Below are 15355 nucleotides of genomic sequence, written 5' to 3'. Positions count from 1 at the left end.
ATTTTTGTCAAATTTTGAAGGACTGGAAGTGCTGAGCCTTTTAGAAGAACTGGAGGATATCATAGAGAACAGTTCTTCAATACCGCTTTCTAACAAGGTTTTGATAAATAAGGAAGAGGTCCTGGAATTAATAAGGCAGATAAGAATAAAGCTGCCCGATGAGTTCAAAAGAGCCGAGTGGATAAAACAGGAAAGACAGAGAATTTTGCTTGAAGCCCAGCAAGAGGCAGAGATGATATTGAAAGAGGCAGAGCAGAAGATAAAAGAGATGGTGAGTGAAAGTGAAATAGTGAAAAAGGCAGAGAAGAGGGCTTCAGAGATAATTTCTGCTGCTCAGGCAAATGCCAAAGAAATAAGGCTGGGAAGCAGGGAATACGCGGATGAACTTCTTGCCAAGCTTGAAAACCAAGTAGCAGAAATCCTGGACACAATAAGAAAAAACAGAGAAGAGCTTAAGGGTACTAAATAATCTAGCGCTTTTTTGAGCAAAAGGCCAGTGTTAAGCTCAAAAATATTAAAAACAGCAAAGTAGCTATAAATAAAAAGCTTGAAAGTTGAAGTAGGTTGAGAGGATTTTTGGAAGAATACATATTAAAGGCTGGTAAAGTTAAAGCTTGTTCTTCAAGAGGCGTTAGAATTGTCATAAGATATGAGTAAGCCCCTGCAAGAAAAAATTGAATGGATTTTGCTATAAAATAGGGGAAATAGCCTATTTTTGTTTTTGAGATTACCCCTAGTACTTGGCCGTGTATAGATATTCCTCCCCAAGCGATTATGCTGCTTATGAGAACTACTTTCTGAGAGATAGGAATTGGCAGTTGGCTTATCATACTTGAGCCAACTGTTATTTCTAATATGCCGCTTAAAAAAGAGGGTATGACAATTTCCTCAATTCCTAAAAGGGAAAAAAAGGGCTTAAAGATGGATGAAAAAAGGCTTAATATATTGTAAAGTTTTAGAAATTCTATCACTACAGAGAAAAATACTACATATCCGCCAATTAGAAGAATAGTGTTTACAGATTTTGTAACTGCCTCCGAGAGCAGTATACTGAAGTTTTTTTTATTTTGCACTACAATTGAATAAAAACCGGTCTTTTTCGAATATGTCACCTTTCTAGTGCTTTTTTTGTAAAATCTAAATAAAAGTCCTGTGGTGATAGCAGCCAAGTAATTAGAGGCCATTATGATATATCCTGCTTTTGGGCTGTTCATCATTCCTATGGCTACTGCTCCTAACATAAAAAGGGGCCCTGAATTATTGCAAAAGGCCATCAACCTCTCTGCTTCCTCTGTTGTGCAAAGTTTCTCTTCCCACAGCCTGGTTATGATTTGTGCTCCTACTGGGTATCCAGAAGTGTATCCTATTGCCATTGCGAAAGAACCGCTTCCAGGCACGTTGAACAAAGGCCTCATGAAGGGCTCCAGCAGATTCCCTAAAAAGTGCACTACTCCTAATTGAAGCAAAAGCTCAGAACCTATAAAAAAAGGAAAAAGAGAAGGGGCTATAGTGAAAAGCCAAAGGTTTATGCCACCTTTGGCAGCCTCTAACGCCTCTTTAGGGAAAATTACGAGAGAGATAACCATCAATATGATAAGGGAAATCAAGATGTTGTAAAGTGCCTTTTTCAAATTTTATCCCCACCTCAAGGTTTTGTCATTAATATTATATGGTGGGGTTAGAGTTTTATGATGGGATGGAAAAAATCTAGCTTTGAAATAGCGAAATTTTTGTAGGCGAGGGTGTATACATCCGTCGCAAATAAGTCCCTTTCAAACATCCTGCTATCTTCAATTTTGCTTTTATACTGGGCAACCTTTGTGATGATTGGAAGTTCTGTTTTCTTCTTTATCTCTTTTAAAATTGTTTTGCCTTTTTCGCTAAAGCCCAGCACTCTTATGTAATTTGGCCCGTCAAATTCCTTAAAGAGTTTTTTATCTATCTTGAGGAGAAGGTGTAAGAGTATGTGCCTTATTCGGCTTTCTGTATATCTCTTTGATTTTGTAAGTTTTATCAGGTCTTTTATATTATTTGTCATACTAGCTGCTTTGTAAATTTTGTTATCTATCCCCTCTGCTACATCAAAAATATTTTCTAAAGGATGACCGCTTCGCAAGAGGTAGAGGATGATAGGAGAGAAATCCTGTAAGTATACAGGACCCTGACCTTCTTTAAAGGCTCTTTCCAGTATTTTTAGAGTGAAATCTGGCACATAATTTTTAACTGCTTTTATTCCCTTCTCCTCTATGGCCTTTCTTATAGAAGTAGCACTGGCAAATTCTCCCTCTAATTTCAAGGAAGTGTACAGAGCTCCCCTCCTTTTTATGGTAAAAGGGACGATGGAGCTTTTTATTTTTTTCAAGGCCTTTAAATATTCTATCCCCAATATGTTGTTAGAAGTTTGAAGAGTTTTTGAGATGCTTTCATCTCCCGTGACTTTTACCAATGCTAATTCTCTCGCTTTAGCAAAAGTTAATCCCTTTCCTAGGTTTTCTTTTAAAGCCCTTTTGTAATCTGGCGGTTCTTCTAGAAGTATGTCTGCAATTTTAGAAAGTTTTTCTAAATCTCCTTCTTCGCTTCCAAAAGCTATGCAGTCTATTACCTTCAAAGAGTCTAAAAGCTTGACCGCGCCGTAGGCAAAATTTTCTGCAGTGGAAGTTGCGTACACAACAGGGAGCTCAATTACTAGGTCTACCCCTGCTTTTAAGGCCATTTCTGCCCTCTTCCACTTGTCTACGATTGCAGGTTCACCTCTTTGCACAAAATTCCCACTCATCACCGCTACCACGTATTGACATTTTGTGAGCTTTATCGATTCTTCAAGATGGTAAAGATGGCCATTGTGCAAGGGATTGTATTCGACAATAATTCCTAACGCTTCCATACTATTTGTTTTTCCCTTCAAAAAAATTTTTAATAACGTACTTATTATTTTACACGAAATATGGTAAAATGTAAAAGGGAAACCGTGTATACAATATTACGAAGAGGAGGAGAGATTTTAAAATGTCTGTGATGGACAATATTATACAAAAGGCAAAGGCAAACAAAAAGAAAATAGTTCTTCCAGAAGGTACTGAACCAAGGACTTTAAAAGCTGCCGAAATAGTGTTAAAAGAAGGAATTGCAGATTTAGTATTATTGGGAAAAGAAGAAGAGATAAGAGAAAAGGCAAAAGGACTTGATATTTCAAAGGCAGAAATTGTAGATCCGGAGAAATCACCTAACCTTGAAAGATATGCAAAGGAATACTACGAGCTAAGGAAAAATAAAGGGATGACAGAGGAAGAAGCAGAAAGGCTTATGAGGGACCCAATGTATTACGGGTGCATGATGGTTAAATTAGGGGATGTAGATGGAATGGTTTCAGGAGCAATACACGCAACAGCCGATGTCTTCAGGCCAGCTTTTCAGATCATAAAAACTGCTCCTAATGTGAAGGTGGTTTCTAGTGCCTTCATAATGGAAGTGCCTGAGTGCAAGTATGGCAGCGATGGGGTGTTCATTTTTGCTGACTGCGCCATAAACCCAAACCCGACTGCCGAAGAATTGGCCGCAATTGCCATTGCCTCGGCTCATACCGCTAAAGTTCTGGCAGGAATTGAACCTAAGGTGGCCATGCTTTCTTTCTCTACAAAGGGCAGCGCTAGCCATGAATTAGTAGATAAGGTGAAAAGAGCGACAGAGATCGCGAAAGAGTTGGCACCTGATTTGCTAATTGATGGTGAGTTGCAAGTGGATGCTGCAATTGTAAAAGAAGTAGGCGAGTTAAAAGCGCCGGGCAGTCCTGTTGCTGGACAGGCCAATGTGCTGATATTCCCTGACTTGCAGGCGGGTAATATAGGTTATAAGCTGGTTCAAAGGCTTGCAAAGGCGAATGCGATTGGACCTATCTCTCAAGGACTGGCAAAGCCTGTTAATGATTTGTCAAGGGGATGCAGCGTAGAAGATATTGTAAATGTTATAGCGATAACGAGTGTACAAGCTCAAGGAATAGTGTAAAAAGGGGAGGCAATAATTATGAAAATTTTGGTTATGAATTGTGGCAGTTCTTCTTTAAAATATCAACTACTTGATATGGAAAACAACAAGGTTTTGGCAAAGGGGTTGGCGGAAAGAATAGGAATAAATGACTCTTTATTGACCCATCAGGCGGAAGGCAAGGAAAAAGTGAAGATACAGAGGGATATGAAAAATCACAAGGAAGCTATACAGTTAGTTTTGGAAGTTTTAGTGGATAAAGAAATAGGTGTTATAAAGGACATGAAGGAAATAGATGCGGTGGGACACAGGGTTGTCCACGGAGGAGAATATTTTACAGATTCTGTATTGATTGATGATGAAGTGATAAAGAAATTAGAAGACTGTATTGACCTTGCACCTTTACACAATCCTGCCAACATTGAAGGGATAAAAGCGTGTCAGCAGATAATGCCAGGAGTACCCATGGTGGCAGTTTTTGATACGGCTTTCCATCAGACAATGCCGGATTATGCCTACATATATCCAATTCCCTATGAGTATTACGAAAAGCACAGAATAAGAAGGTATGGCTTCCACGGGACTTCCCACAAGTACGTCTCAATGAGAGCAGCAGAGATTCTCGGAAGGCCAATTGAAGAATTGAAAATTGTCACCTGCCATCTGGGGAATGGGGCAAGCATTACAGCGGTTAAAAACGGCAAATCGATTGACACCAGCATGGGATTTACCCCTTTAGAAGGATTGGCAATGGGTACCAGGTCAGGAAGCATTGACCCCTCAATTGTGACATTTTTAATGGAAAAAGAAGGCCTTACCGCTCATCAGGTAGTTGATATCTTGAACAAAAAATCAGGTGTTTACGGGATTTCAGGCATCAGCAATGATTTTAGAGATATAGAAAATGCAGCATTTAATGAGGGAAATAAGAGGGCAATGCTGGCACTAAAGGTATTTGCCTACATTGCTAAAAAGACCATAGGAGCCTATGCCGCTGCTATGGGAGGAGTGGATGCCATTGTATTTACTGCTGGAGTTGGAGAAAATGGACCTGAGATGAGAGAATTTATTCTGGAAGGCCTGGAGTTTTTAGGATTTACGCTTGACAAGGAGAAAAACAGGGTGAGAGGGAAAGAGGCAATAATATCTACAGAAGATTCCAGAGTAAAAGTCATGGTAATTCCTACAAATGAGGAGTACATGATAGCGAAAGATACTGAGAAATTGGTGAAGGGGATTAAGTAGATATTGACAATTGGTATAGGGGTTAGTATAATAGGTGTTGTCAATTACGTTAAGGTGTGTGAAGAAAAATGAAAATTGACCTTTTGAAAATCAAAGGGCAGCTTGGGCGCAGCATATATGTAGACTACGTGGAGGATTTGAAGAGCTTTGATTTTAAGGGAGAAGAGTTTGAAATCGTAGACCCTTGGAGGGTAAAGGGTAAAATTACTGCCCAGAAGGAAGGGCTATTTGCAGAGCTTGATATTAAAGGAAGTATAAGGGCAACTTGTGACAGGTGTTTAGAGGAGTTCATCTATCCTCTGGACTTGAAGTTGAGGGAGTATGTAGAAGAATGTGTGGATGAGGAAGTAGACGACAGTTTCTATGAAAATTTTGATATGACGATTTTTGTGCTGCACTTTGTGATACTTTCTCTCCCTATGAAATTTTTGTGCAGAGAGGACTGCAAGGGATTGTGTCCTATCTGCGGTACCAATCTGAATTACGGAAGCTGCAGCTGTAAGAGAGAGGAAATTGACCCTCGCTTGGAAGTCCTTTCTAAATTGTTGCAGTAAATGTAGGAGGTGTTGAGAATGGGCGGAGTGCCAAAAAGGAGAACATCTAAAGCAAGAAGGGATACGAGAAGGAATAATAGCTTTAAAATTGCCCCACCGGCGTATGTGCTGTGTCCGAGATGTCATCAGCCAAAGCTTCCCCACAGAGTTTGTCCAAATTGCGGTTATTACAAGGACAAAGAAGTAATTAAAGTAGAGGAGTAGCAAAAAAGTAGTAATAGGGTTTCCTATTACTACTTTTTTGTTTTATATAGAAAAATGAGAGTTGTAGAAACTACAAGGTGCCACTTTTTTGTTGATTTTGAGGAAAAAATAATTTATAATTTTGGGTAGGTCATAAAAACAACTAATATTTGGAGCTGGTAATATGGCTGTGAGAGTGAGTAAGGCGGAAAGACAGAGACTTTTAAGAGAGAAAATTAACGAAAACCCCTTTTATACGGACGATGAGCTGGCTGACATGTTTGGAGTAAGTGTGCAGACTATAAGGCTTGACAGGATGGAGTTGGGCATCCCTGAGGTCAGAGAGAGGATAAAAAATGTTGCAGAAGAAAATTATAGAAAAGTAAAAACTATTCTCGGAGCAGAAGTTGTAGGGGAACTCATAGATCTGGAATTGGGGAAAAGGGGCATATCAATATTTGAGCCGACTGAAGACATGGTCTTTGTGAAGACAAAAATCGTAAAGGGCCAGTACATTTACTCTCAGGCAGAGTCCCTGGCTTTGTCTTTGATTGACGCTCCTGCAGCTTTGATTGGAGTCGCAAATATAAAGTACAAATATCCGGTTAAAGTTGGAGATAGGCTTGTGGCTAAGGCTGAAGTGATAAGGCAAAGAGGAAACAAGTATTTTGTGTGGGTAAAGATAAAGGTTAAAGAAAAAGAAGTATTCAGAGGTAAGTTTATACTAGTAGCATTGGAGGAAGATTTCTTGAAAAAAAGGAGTGACACAGTTGAAGTTGGCAATTGATGCGATGGGGGGCGACTACGCGCCAGAAGAAATAATAAAAGGAAGTTTAAAAGCATTAGATCACTTTAAAGATATAGAAATTTTTTTAATTGGCAAAGAAGAGGCTTTAAAGGGGCTTGAAGGTAAGAGTGAAAGGCTAAAACTCATATATGCCAGTGAAGTTATTGAAAATAACGAGGCTCCTGTAGCAGCGATAAAGAAAAAGAAAAACTCTTCGATGGTAGTAGGTTTGGAACTTCTCAAAAAGGGGGAAGTAGAGGCTTTTCTATCAGCAGGCAATACTGGCGCTTTGATGGCAGGCTCTCTTCTTATTCTTGGAAGGATAAAAGGGATAAAAAGACCTGCTTTAGCTCCTATTCTTCCCACTTTAAATGGAGCCACGGTTCTGCTGGATGCAGGTTCTAATACCGACTGCGATGAAGAAAATTTATTTCAGTTTGCGGTAATGGGGCATGTTTACGCTCAGAAGATGTTTGGAATTGAAAAACCCAGGATTGGCCTCTTTAACGTGGGGACAGAAGAAGAAAAAGGGAATGAAGTAGTAAAAAAGGCTTTTGAAAGGTTAAAAAACTCTAGATTGAATTTTATAGGAAATGTAGAGGGAAGAGACATACCCTATGGAGTCTGTGAAGTTGTCGTATGCGATGGATTTGTTGGAAATGCGATATTAAAGTCAATGGAAGGAATTGCTTTTGTGATTTCACAGCTTTTGAAAGAGGAACTTTCTAGAAATATTTTTACGAAAATGGGTGCTCTTCTTATAATGGGAGGCCTTAAAAGGATAACTCAAAAGATGGATTACACTGAATACGGAGGAGCTCCTCTTTTGGGAATCAGCAAACCTGTCATAAAGGCGCATGGCAATTCAAAGGCAAAGGCTATTTTTAATGCCATTAAACAGGCTAAAAACCTTGTGGGAAATGACGTATTGCGTCATATAAAAGAAGAAATTGAGCTTACGGGAGATGAGATAAGTGTGTGAAAAGATTGCAGCAGGAATATTGGGAACTGGCAGCTATCTGCCAGAGAAAATTTTGACAAATTTTGATTTAGAGAAAATGGTGGACACTTCTGATGAATGGATCACTACTAGAACAGGCATAAAAGAAAGAAGGATAGCAGACCCTTCTCAGGCTACATCTGATCTGGCTACTGAAGCTTCTAAAAGAGCTTTAGAGGATGCGAATTTGAAACCAGAGGATTTAGATATGATAATTGTTGCAACTGTCACACCAGACATGAACTTTCCTTCTACCGCCTGCATAGTTCAGGCAAATCTAGGAGCTTTAAATGCGGCTGCTTTTGACATTTCTGTAGGATGCTCTGGTTTCATATATGGCCTTGCTATTGCTCAGCAGTTTGTAGAAACTGGCATGTACAGGAATGTGCTTGTAATAGGAGCAGAGACTCTTTCAAAAATAATTAATTGGAAGGACAGGAATACTTGTGTCCTCTTTGGCGACGGTGCGGGAGCAGCAGTAGTTGGAAGAGTTGAGAGCGGGTATGGCATACTTGGGAGCTACTTGGGGGCTGATGGGACAGGAGGAAAGTATCTGTACATGCCTGCTGGTGGATCGAGAATGCCAGCAAGCCATGAGACTGTAGAAAAAAATCTGCACACCATTTTTATGGAAGGGCAGGAAGTGTTTAAATTTGCAGTGAAGGTGATGGACAGCGCCACAATAGAGGTTTTGGAAAGATGTGGCCTTACGCCAGAAGACATAGACATGTTAATTCCTCACCAGGCAAATACCAGGATAATTGAAGCAGCTAGGAAGAGACTTAAACTAACGAATGACAAAGTCTATATAAATTTAGACAAATACGGGAACACATCAGCGGCTTCTGTTGCAATCGCTCTTGATGAGGCTTATAGAAAAGGTTTGATAAAAAAAGGAGATATAATACTGACAGTGGCCTTTGGGGCTGGTTTGACTTGGGCTTCAAGTGTAATAAAATGGAGCAAATGAAGGAGTGAAGATGATGTTCAAGACAAAGATAACTGAAATGCTCAACATAAAATATCCCATATTTCAAGGAGGAATGGCTTGGGTAGCTACTGCAGAACTGGCAGCGGCAGTTTCTAACGCAGGAGGGCTTGGAATTATAGGAGCAGGGAATGCCCCTGCGAGCTTTGTGAGAGAACAGATAAGAAAGGCAAGAGAGCTTACAGACAAGCCTTTTGGAGTCAATGTCATGCTTTTGTCTCCCTATGTGGATGAAGTAATGGAGGTGATATTGGAAGAAAGAGTGGACGTGATAACTACAGGGGCTGGCAATCCTGGAAAGTACATACCTCGGCTTAAGGAAAGAGGTATAAAGGTCATACCGGTTGTCGCATCTGTCGCTTTAGCTAAGAGGATGGAGGATATAGGAGTTGATGCAGTAATTGCAGAAGGAACAGAATCAGGTGGGCATGTGGGAGAGCTTACTACTTTTGCTCTTGTGCCTCAGGTGGTTGACGCTGTTAATATTCCTGTAATCGCAGCAGGCGGTATTGCAGATGGGAGGGGCTTTGCTGCTGCTTTCTGCCTTGGTGCTTCAGGTGTGCAGATGGGCACGAGATTTGTCTGCTCTACGGAATGTACTGCCCACCCTCGATACAAAGAGTACATATTGAAGGCGAAGGACAGGGATACAGTGGTGACAGGCAGGAGCACTGGTCATCCTGTGAGAGCTTTGAGAAACAGGCTGACGAGAGAGTTTGAAAAATTAGAGCAAATGGGAGCTCCTAAAGAACAGTTGGAAAAGCTGGGTGAAGGGAAATTGAGGGCTGCCGTTGTAGACGGAGACGTGGAGTATGGCTCTGTAATGGCAGGACAGATCGCAGGACTCATTAAAGACATAAAGCCAGTTAAAGAGATAATTGAAGACATCATAAAACAAGCTGCTGAAGTTATTGAAAACTTGAATAAAATGAGGTGAAAGGATGAAAATAGCTTTTATATACCCGGGCCAAGGTGCCCAGTACGCAGGGATGGGAAAGGAAATATACGAAAAATACGAAGAAGCGAAAGAAATTTTTGAAAGAGCAGATGAGGCTTTAGGTTTTAACATATCTAAACTGTGCTTTGAAGGGCCTGAAGAAGAGCTTATGAAGACGGAGAACACACAGCCGGCCATTTTGACAGTTTCAGTGGCCTTGACAAGGGTTTTGCAGAAAAGAGGTGTAAAACCTGATGTGACAGCAGGTTTAAGTTTAGGAGAGTATTCATCTCTTGTACTGGCAGAAGCTTTAGATTTTGAGGATGCAGTGAGACTTGTCAAAAAGAGAGGAAAGTACATGCAGGAAGTGGTCCCAGAAGGAGTCGGCACAATGGCAGCAATACTTGGACTTCCCAATGAGGAAGTTGAGGAAATATGCCGGATTGCATCAGAGGTCGGTGTGGTAGAACCTGCTAACTACAACTGTCCGGGTCAATTAGTGGTCTCTGGGGAAGTTAAGGCTGTAGAAAGAGCTGTGGAACTAGCGAAGGAGAGAGGAGCTAAGAAAGCAGTAGTGCTTGCAGTAAGTGCGCCTTTCCACTGCAGCATGTTGAAAGAAGCTGGAGAACTTCTAGCAAAGGAATTGGATAAAGTAGAGATAAAGGACTTGAAGGTTCCTGTGATATCAAATGTTACTGCCGATTACGTGCAAAAAGATAAGGTTAAAGAATTACTCATAAAACAGGTGAGTCATCCCGTCCTCTGGGAGCAGTCTGTGAGAAAAATGATAGAAGACGGTGTGGATACTTTCATAGAAATAGGACCTGGAAAGACTTTGAGCGGATTTGTCAAGAAAATTGATAGAAGCAGGACTGTTTTGAATTTTGAGGATGAGGAGTCTCTCATGAAGGCTCTCTCAGCTTTGGGGGTATAGTTTATGGTAGATGAAAAGAGGGTGGCATTTGTCACAGGAGGTTCTAGAGGTATAGGCAGAGCTATTGCTGTAAGACTTGCTAAAGATGGCTTTAATATTGCTATAACTTATGTAAAGGACGATAAGAGTGCAGAAGAAGTTGTTGAAGAGGTAAAAAAACACGGAGTTGATGCTCTAGCAATAAAATGCGATGTTTCCAAATACCATGAGGTTGAAAAAGCTGTAGAAAAGGTTATAGAGGAGTTTGGAAGCATAGATGTGGTAGTTAACAATGCAGGAATTACAAAGGACAATTTGATTTTAAAAATGGAAGAAGAAGAGTGGGACCAAGTAATAGATGTAAATCTCAAAGGAGCCTTTAATGTAATAAAATTTGCTTCAAAGTATATGATAAAAAAGAGAAAGGGGAAAATAATAAACATAAGTTCTGTGGTGGGGCTTATGGGAAATGTAGGACAGGCTAATTATGCTGCTTCTAAAGCAGGAATCATAGGACTTACAAAGTCAGTAGCTAAAGAGCTTGCTAGCAGAGGAATAACTGTAAATGCTGTAGCTCCTGGTTTTATTGAAACTGACATGACCAACGTATTGAAAGAAGACATAAAAGAAGCAATGCTAAAAAGCATTCCCTTAAAAAGGGCAGGAAAACCTGAAGAAGTTGCAGAAGTTGTGGCTTTTTTGGCAAGCTCAGCCTCAGATTACATTACTGGGCAAGTAATAAATGTTGACGGAGGAATGGTTATGTAATATTATCATAAGTGTACAATTTTTGAGAGGAGGTGAAAAGGGTATGATTTTTGAAAAAGTGAGAAACATCATTGCTGAACAGCTCGGCATTGATCCAGAGGAAATAACAATGGAGTCCTCATTCATAGATGATTTAGGAGCAGACTCCTTGGACATAGTAGAGCTTATAATGGCTTTGGAAGAAGAGTTTGACATTGAAATTCCTGACGAAGACGCCGAAAAAATAAAGACGGTAGGTGATGTCGTAGAGTACTTAAGCAATATTGTTGAGTAAATAAGGTCCCGCGCTGCGGGACTTTATGCAAATAAAGATTTGGAGGTTAAGTTTATGAACAGAGTAGTTGTAACAGGATTGGGAGTAATCAGCCCTTTAGGCAACACTGTTGAAAAGTTCTGGAATTCACTGATAAATGGAGAAAATGGAATAGGACTTGTCACCAAATTTGATACCTCTGAATTTCCCACAAAAGTGGCTGCTGAAGTGAAAGACTTTGACCCTACTTTATACATAGACAAAAAAGAAGCCAGAAGAATGGATAGGTTTATACAGTTTGCTGTGGCAAGCACAAAACTTGCACTGGAGGATGCGGGGATTGAACTTGACAAAGTAGACTTAAATAGATTTGGAGTGATTTACGGGACAGGCATAGGGGGAATTGAGACCTTTGAAAATCAGATGAAAGTGATGTACGAAAAAGGCCCCAGCAAAGTAAGTCCCTTTTTCATCCCTATGATGATAGCCAATATGGCAGCTGGGCAGATAGCCATAACCTTTGGCCTTAAGGGAATCAATGAGACTATAGTAAATGCATGTGCTTCCAGCACTAACGCCATAGGAGAAGCTTTTAAAGCCATTCAAAGAGGAGATGCAGATTTAATAGTGACTGGAGGTACAGAAGCTGCGATAACTCCCATGTCCTTTGCAGGTTTTTGCGCTATGAAAGCTATGTCCACAAATCCTGACCCTTCCACTGCTTCAAGGCCCTTTGATTTGAATAGAGATGGATTTGTTATGGGAGAAGGGTCTGCTACGTTGATTCTGGAGTCATTGGAACATGCTCAAAAAAGAGGGGCGAAGATATACGCAGAGATAATAGGGTATGGCGCTACAGATGATGCTTACCACATAACAGCTCCAGCTCCAGAAGGGGAAGGGGCAGCGAGAGCGATGGAAGCAGCCCTTAAAGACGGAAAAGTAAGTTATGATATGGTAGACTACATCAATGCCCATGGAACCTCTACAGAGTACAACGATAAGTTCGAAACTATGGCAATAAAGAAAGTTTTCAAAGACCACGCTTATAAGCTCTGCGTAAGCTCTAATAAGTCCATGTTGGGACATTTGTTAGGAGCAGCAGGGGCAGTAGAAGCTGTAGCTACGGTGCTGACCATAACTCACGGGATAGTGCCTCCAACCATTAATTACCAGACTCCCGATCCAGAGTGCGATTTAAACTACGTTCCAAACAAGGCAATAGAAAGGGAAGTGAATTACGCCATTTCTAACTCTTTTGGTTTTGGCGGACACAATGCTACTTTGCTCTTTAAAAAATTTTGAAAGAGGTATAAAGGTGAGTAAGAAGGTGTTGACTTATCTGGAACAGAAGATAAATTATGAGTTTAAAGATAAAACTCTGCTTTTAGAAGCCCTGACCCACAGTTCATGGGCTCACGAAGGCAAAAATGAAAAAGTGAGCAATGAGAGATTGGAATTTTTGGGCGACTCTGTTTTAAGCCTTGTGATAAGCGAATACCTGTATAAAAATAGAAAAGACTTAGAAGAGGGTTCTCTTTCCAAGTACAGGGCAGAGATAGTCTGCGAGCCATCTCTTGCTAGATGTGCTCGAAAGATTGAGTTGGGCAGCTTTTTGAGAATGGGAAAAGGCGAAGAAATATCAGGAGGCAGGGACAGGGATTCAATACTTGCGGATGCGATGGAGGCATTATTAGCTGCCGTATATTTGGATGGTGGTTTGGAAGCTGTCAGAAGGGTGATTTTAGACCTCTTTAAGGAAATCATAGATGAAGTTTTAAAAGGGATAATTTACAGAGACTATAAGACGAGGTTGCAGGAAGTGGTACAGAGCATGGAAGTTGGGAAGATAACCTATGAGCTTGTAGAAGAAATAGGACCTGACCACAACAAGACTTTCGTAACTCAAGTAAAAATTGGAGATGTAGTTTTAGGCATAGGACAAGGAAAGAGCAAAAAAGAATCTGAACAGGCAGCTGCTATGGAAGCATTGAGCAAGCTGGGGATATTGAAATGAAGAGGAAAATGTATATAATTCCAATTTTCATCCCCCACTGGGGATGTTCTTTCAAATGTGTTTTTTGCAATCAGAACTTAATAACCGGTCAGAAAAAAGATGTAACTGTGGAGGAAGTGATTGAGACAATAGAAAGCCATTTAAAAACCATTCCTGAAGGTTCTGAAGTGGAAGTATCCTTCTTTGGCGGGAGTTTCACTGGTATACCGATTGAAAAGCAAAACTTGTACTTAAGTATTGCAAGGGAATACCTTAAGAGAGGGCAAATACAAGGTATACGCTTATCCACTCGTCCTGACTATATAACTGAGGAGATTTTGGAAAATTTAAAAAAACACGATGTTTCAGTTATCGAACTTGGAGTTCAGTCCATGGAAGATGATGTGCTTGAAAAGAGCAGGAGAGGTCATACCAGTGAAGATGTGGTGAATGCAGTAAACCTTATAAGAAGATATGATTTTAAACTTGGACTGCAGCTTATGATAGGTCTTCCAGGGGATACTGAAGAGAAGTCTTTGAATACCGCCCATAAGATTGTCAGTTTAAAACCAGATTTTGTTAGGATATATCCCACTCTTGTCATTAGAAATACCTACCTTGAGAAAATGTATAAAGAGGGGAAGTATACTCCCCTCTCACTGGAACAGGCTATCAATATTTCGAAGAAAATGTATATAATTTTTGTCAAAGCAGGTATAGATGTGATTAGGATAGGGCTTCAGACCACAGACAACATAAACTTCAACAAAGATGTAGTGGCAGGACCTTTTCATCCTGCTATGGGCCAGCTGGTGGAATCTAGTATAATGCTTGATGTGCTAAAAGAAGTAATAGAGAAAGAAGGTATAAAAGGCAAGAAAATATCAATTTTTTGCAATGAGAGAAAGCTTTCTACGGTCATTGGACAGAAGAAATACAACAAAAGATTTTTGGAAGACAAGTACGGATTACAGGTACAAGTCAAACTTTTAGAGAAGATAGAAGAAGATAAAATTGTCTTATCTTATGACAAAAAGCTCTATCCGATTTCAATTACTGACTTCATAAAGGACAATTTTTAAAAAAATTTTTGTGAAAAAGAAGGAAATGTTGATTTTTTAGCGAATATATAATAATATATCACATGTATTCATTTTCACAATAATAAATGAAGGAGGTCATCTAACAGTGGAGGTTCTCAAAGTATCAGCTAAATCTAAACCCAAATCTGTAGCAGGTGCGTTGGCTGCTGTCCTAAGAGAAAAATCTTCTGCAGAGATTCAGGCAGTAGGGGCGGGAGCAGTCAATCAGGCGGTGAAAGCAATCGCCATTGCGAGAGGATTTGTGGCACCGAATGGGATTGACTTAATTGCAATTCCCGCTTTCTCAGAGATCGAGATAGACGGAGAAACGAGGACAGCCATAAAGTTCATTGTAGAGCCAAGATAATTTGAACCTGCTTTTTAGCAGGTTTTATTTTTATGCATGGGGTGGTTTGATATGGAAAATTTTGAGAGAATTATAAAATTGGAGAACGAAATAGAGGCTCAGCTTGTGGGCAGCATATTGGAAGAAAGGGGTATTCCCCACTTCATAAGGACCTTTCACGACACTGCGTATGACGGTCTCATTCAGGTGGTTGAAGGGTGGGGAGAAGTTCTTGCACCTTCTGAGTATAAAGATACCATCATCTCCATCGTAGAAGATGTCAGGCAAAATAGGGATGAAAATTAAGAGAGCTTGTGGTAAA

Annotated in this window: 19 protein-coding genes; 17 read left to right on the top strand and 2 right to left on the bottom strand. The window is 40.2% G+C overall.

The annotated features are described in order from the left end of the window. Window positions 1–4 precede the first annotated feature (4 nt). On the top strand, window positions 5–469 hold the full coding sequence (locus TTE_RS07100; protein ID WP_011025747.1) for a hypothetical protein: 465 nt from the start codon (window positions 5–7) through the stop codon (window positions 467–469). Between the two features lies 1 nt (window position 470). Here TTE_RS07100 and ylbJ read toward each other — a convergent pair whose 3' ends face one another. Continuing rightward, complete coding sequence (gene ylbJ / locus TTE_RS07095; protein ID WP_011025746.1) at window positions 471–1631, bottom strand: sporulation integral membrane protein YlbJ; 1161 nt, start codon at window positions 1629–1631, stop codon at window positions 471–473. Between the two features lie 47 nt (window positions 1632–1678). After that, complete coding sequence (locus TTE_RS07090) at window positions 1679–2884, bottom strand: nucleotidyltransferase (protein ID WP_011025745.1); 1206 nt, start codon at window positions 2882–2884, stop codon at window positions 1679–1681. A 122-nt stretch (window positions 2885–3006) separates the two neighbouring features. Here TTE_RS07090 and pta point away from each other — a divergent pair, with 122 nt between their 5' ends. The 16 genes from pta (at window position 3007) to TTE_RS07010 (ending at window position 15339) form a co-directional block, all read left to right on the top strand. Then, window positions 3007–4002, top strand: coding sequence for a phosphate acetyltransferase (gene pta / locus TTE_RS07085; protein ID WP_009611063.1), 996 nt, complete (start codon window positions 3007–3009; stop codon window positions 4000–4002). An 18-nt stretch (window positions 4003–4020) separates the two neighbouring features. Beyond that, window positions 4021–5226: an acetate kinase gene (locus tag TTE_RS07080; protein ID WP_011025744.1), complete on the top strand. Its 1206-nt coding sequence runs from the start codon at window positions 4021–4023 to the stop codon at window positions 5224–5226. Window positions 5227–5294: 68 nt separating this feature from the next. Further along, a complete protein-coding gene (locus tag TTE_RS07075; RefSeq protein WP_022587644.1) occupies window positions 5295–5780 on the top strand; it encodes a YceD family protein in 486 nt (161 codons plus the stop codon). Window positions 5781–5798: 18 nt separating this feature from the next. Beyond that, window positions 5799–5984 (top strand): 50S ribosomal protein L32, encoded by a 186-nt coding sequence (gene rpmF, locus TTE_RS07070; protein ID WP_022587645.1) that lies wholly within the window; start codon window positions 5799–5801, stop codon window positions 5982–5984. A 163-nt stretch (window positions 5985–6147) separates the two neighbouring features. Next, a complete protein-coding gene (gene fapR, locus TTE_RS07065; RefSeq protein WP_009611352.1) occupies window positions 6148–6750 on the top strand; it encodes a transcription factor FapR in 603 nt (200 codons plus the stop codon). Next, on the top strand, window positions 6734–7732 hold the full coding sequence (gene plsX, locus TTE_RS07060; protein WP_041587164.1) for a phosphate acyltransferase PlsX: 999 nt from the start codon (window positions 6734–6736) through the stop codon (window positions 7730–7732). Before fapR ends, plsX begins: the two co-directional genes overlap by 17 nt. Next, complete coding sequence (locus TTE_RS07055) at window positions 7725–8720, top strand: beta-ketoacyl-ACP synthase III (protein WP_011025742.1); 996 nt, start codon at window positions 7725–7727, stop codon at window positions 8718–8720. The genes plsX and TTE_RS07055 overlap by 8 nt, the downstream gene beginning before the upstream one ends. Before the next feature lie 13 nt (window positions 8721–8733). Next, window positions 8734–9675 (top strand): enoyl-[acyl-carrier-protein] reductase FabK, encoded by a 942-nt coding sequence (gene fabK / locus TTE_RS07050; protein ID WP_011025741.1) that lies wholly within the window; start codon window positions 8734–8736, stop codon window positions 9673–9675. Window positions 9676–9679: 4 nt separating this feature from the next. Further along, entirely contained in the window at window positions 9680–10609 is a 930-nt protein-coding gene (fabD, locus tag TTE_RS07045; protein WP_011025740.1) for an ACP S-malonyltransferase, read from the top strand. Window positions 10610–10612: 3 nt separating this feature from the next. After that, on the top strand, window positions 10613–11356 hold the full coding sequence (fabG, locus tag TTE_RS07040; protein ID WP_011025739.1) for a 3-oxoacyl-[acyl-carrier-protein] reductase: 744 nt from the start codon (window positions 10613–10615) through the stop codon (window positions 11354–11356). A 43-nt stretch (window positions 11357–11399) separates the two neighbouring features. Continuing rightward, on the top strand, window positions 11400–11630 hold the full coding sequence (gene acpP / locus TTE_RS07035; RefSeq protein WP_022587649.1) for an acyl carrier protein: 231 nt from the start codon (window positions 11400–11402) through the stop codon (window positions 11628–11630). Window positions 11631–11684: 54 nt separating this feature from the next. Then, window positions 11685–12914 (top strand): beta-ketoacyl-ACP synthase II, encoded by a 1230-nt coding sequence (fabF, locus tag TTE_RS07030; protein WP_011025737.1) that lies wholly within the window; start codon window positions 11685–11687, stop codon window positions 12912–12914. Beyond that, window positions 12886–13626, top strand: coding sequence for a ribonuclease III (gene rnc / locus TTE_RS07025; RefSeq protein ID WP_022587650.1), 741 nt, complete (start codon window positions 12886–12888; stop codon window positions 13624–13626). Before fabF ends, rnc begins: the two co-directional genes overlap by 29 nt. Next, window positions 13623–14687 (top strand): elongator complex protein 3, encoded by a 1065-nt coding sequence (locus TTE_RS07020; RefSeq protein WP_011025735.1) that lies wholly within the window; start codon window positions 13623–13625, stop codon window positions 14685–14687. The genes rnc and TTE_RS07020 overlap by 4 nt, the downstream gene beginning before the upstream one ends. A 106-nt stretch (window positions 14688–14793) precedes the next feature. Then, the gene (locus TTE_RS07015; RefSeq protein ID WP_011025734.1) at window positions 14794–15054 is read left to right on the top strand and encodes a stage V sporulation protein S; all 261 of its coding nucleotides are present in this window, start codon (window positions 14794–14796) and stop codon (window positions 15052–15054) included. A 51-nt stretch (window positions 15055–15105) separates the two neighbouring features. Beyond that, on the top strand, window positions 15106–15339 hold the full coding sequence (locus TTE_RS07010; RefSeq protein ID WP_011025733.1) for a hypothetical protein: 234 nt from the start codon (window positions 15106–15108) through the stop codon (window positions 15337–15339). The last annotated feature ends 16 nt before the right edge of the window (window positions 15340–15355 follow it).

The organism is Caldanaerobacter subterraneus subsp. tengcongensis MB4 (assembly GCF_000007085.1).
GTDB classification, from domain to species: domain Bacteria; phylum Bacillota; class Thermoanaerobacteria; order Thermoanaerobacterales; family Thermoanaerobacteraceae; genus Thermoanaerobacter; species Thermoanaerobacter subterraneus.
The sequence above is the reverse complement of the archived record's forward strand: the minus strand, read 5'-3'. Positions and strand labels throughout refer to the sequence as shown.

What these genes read in the sequence shown, in the direction of transcription:
- TTE_RS07090 (WP_011025745.1), bottom strand. Translation starts at nt 2,884, where the DNA reads ATGGAAGCGTTAGGAATTATTGTCGAATACAATCCCTTGCACAATGGC.
- pta (WP_009611063.1), top strand. Translation starts at nt 3,007, where the DNA reads ATGTCTGTGATGGACAATATTATACAAAAGGCAAAGGCAAACAAAAAG.
- TTE_RS07080 (WP_011025744.1), top strand. Translation starts at nt 4,021, where the DNA reads ATGAAAATTTTGGTTATGAATTGTGGCAGTTCTTCTTTAAAATATCAA.
- TTE_RS07075 (WP_022587644.1), top strand. Translation starts at nt 5,295, where the DNA reads ATGAAAATTGACCTTTTGAAAATCAAAGGGCAGCTTGGGCGCAGCATA.
- rpmF (WP_022587645.1), top strand. Translation starts at nt 5,799, where the DNA reads ATGGGCGGAGTGCCAAAAAGGAGAACATCTAAAGCAAGAAGGGATACG.
- fapR (WP_009611352.1), top strand. Translation starts at nt 6,148, where the DNA reads ATGGCTGTGAGAGTGAGTAAGGCGGAAAGACAGAGACTTTTAAGAGAG.
- fabK (WP_011025741.1), top strand. Translation starts at nt 8,734, where the DNA reads ATGTTCAAGACAAAGATAACTGAAATGCTCAACATAAAATATCCCATA.
- fabD (WP_011025740.1), top strand. Translation starts at nt 9,680, where the DNA reads ATGAAAATAGCTTTTATATACCCGGGCCAAGGTGCCCAGTACGCAGGG.
- fabG (WP_011025739.1), top strand. Translation starts at nt 10,613, where the DNA reads ATGGTAGATGAAAAGAGGGTGGCATTTGTCACAGGAGGTTCTAGAGGT.
- acpP (WP_022587649.1), top strand. Translation starts at nt 11,400, where the DNA reads ATGATTTTTGAAAAAGTGAGAAACATCATTGCTGAACAGCTCGGCATT.
- fabF (WP_011025737.1), top strand. Translation starts at nt 11,685, where the DNA reads ATGAACAGAGTAGTTGTAACAGGATTGGGAGTAATCAGCCCTTTAGGC.
- rnc (WP_022587650.1), top strand. Translation starts at nt 12,886, where the DNA reads ATGCTACTTTGCTCTTTAAAAAATTTTGAAAGAGGTATAAAGGTGAGT.
- TTE_RS07020 (WP_011025735.1), top strand. Translation starts at nt 13,623, where the DNA reads ATGAAGAGGAAAATGTATATAATTCCAATTTTCATCCCCCACTGGGGA.
- TTE_RS07010 (WP_011025733.1), top strand. Translation starts at nt 15,106, where the DNA reads ATGGAAAATTTTGAGAGAATTATAAAATTGGAGAACGAAATAGAGGCT.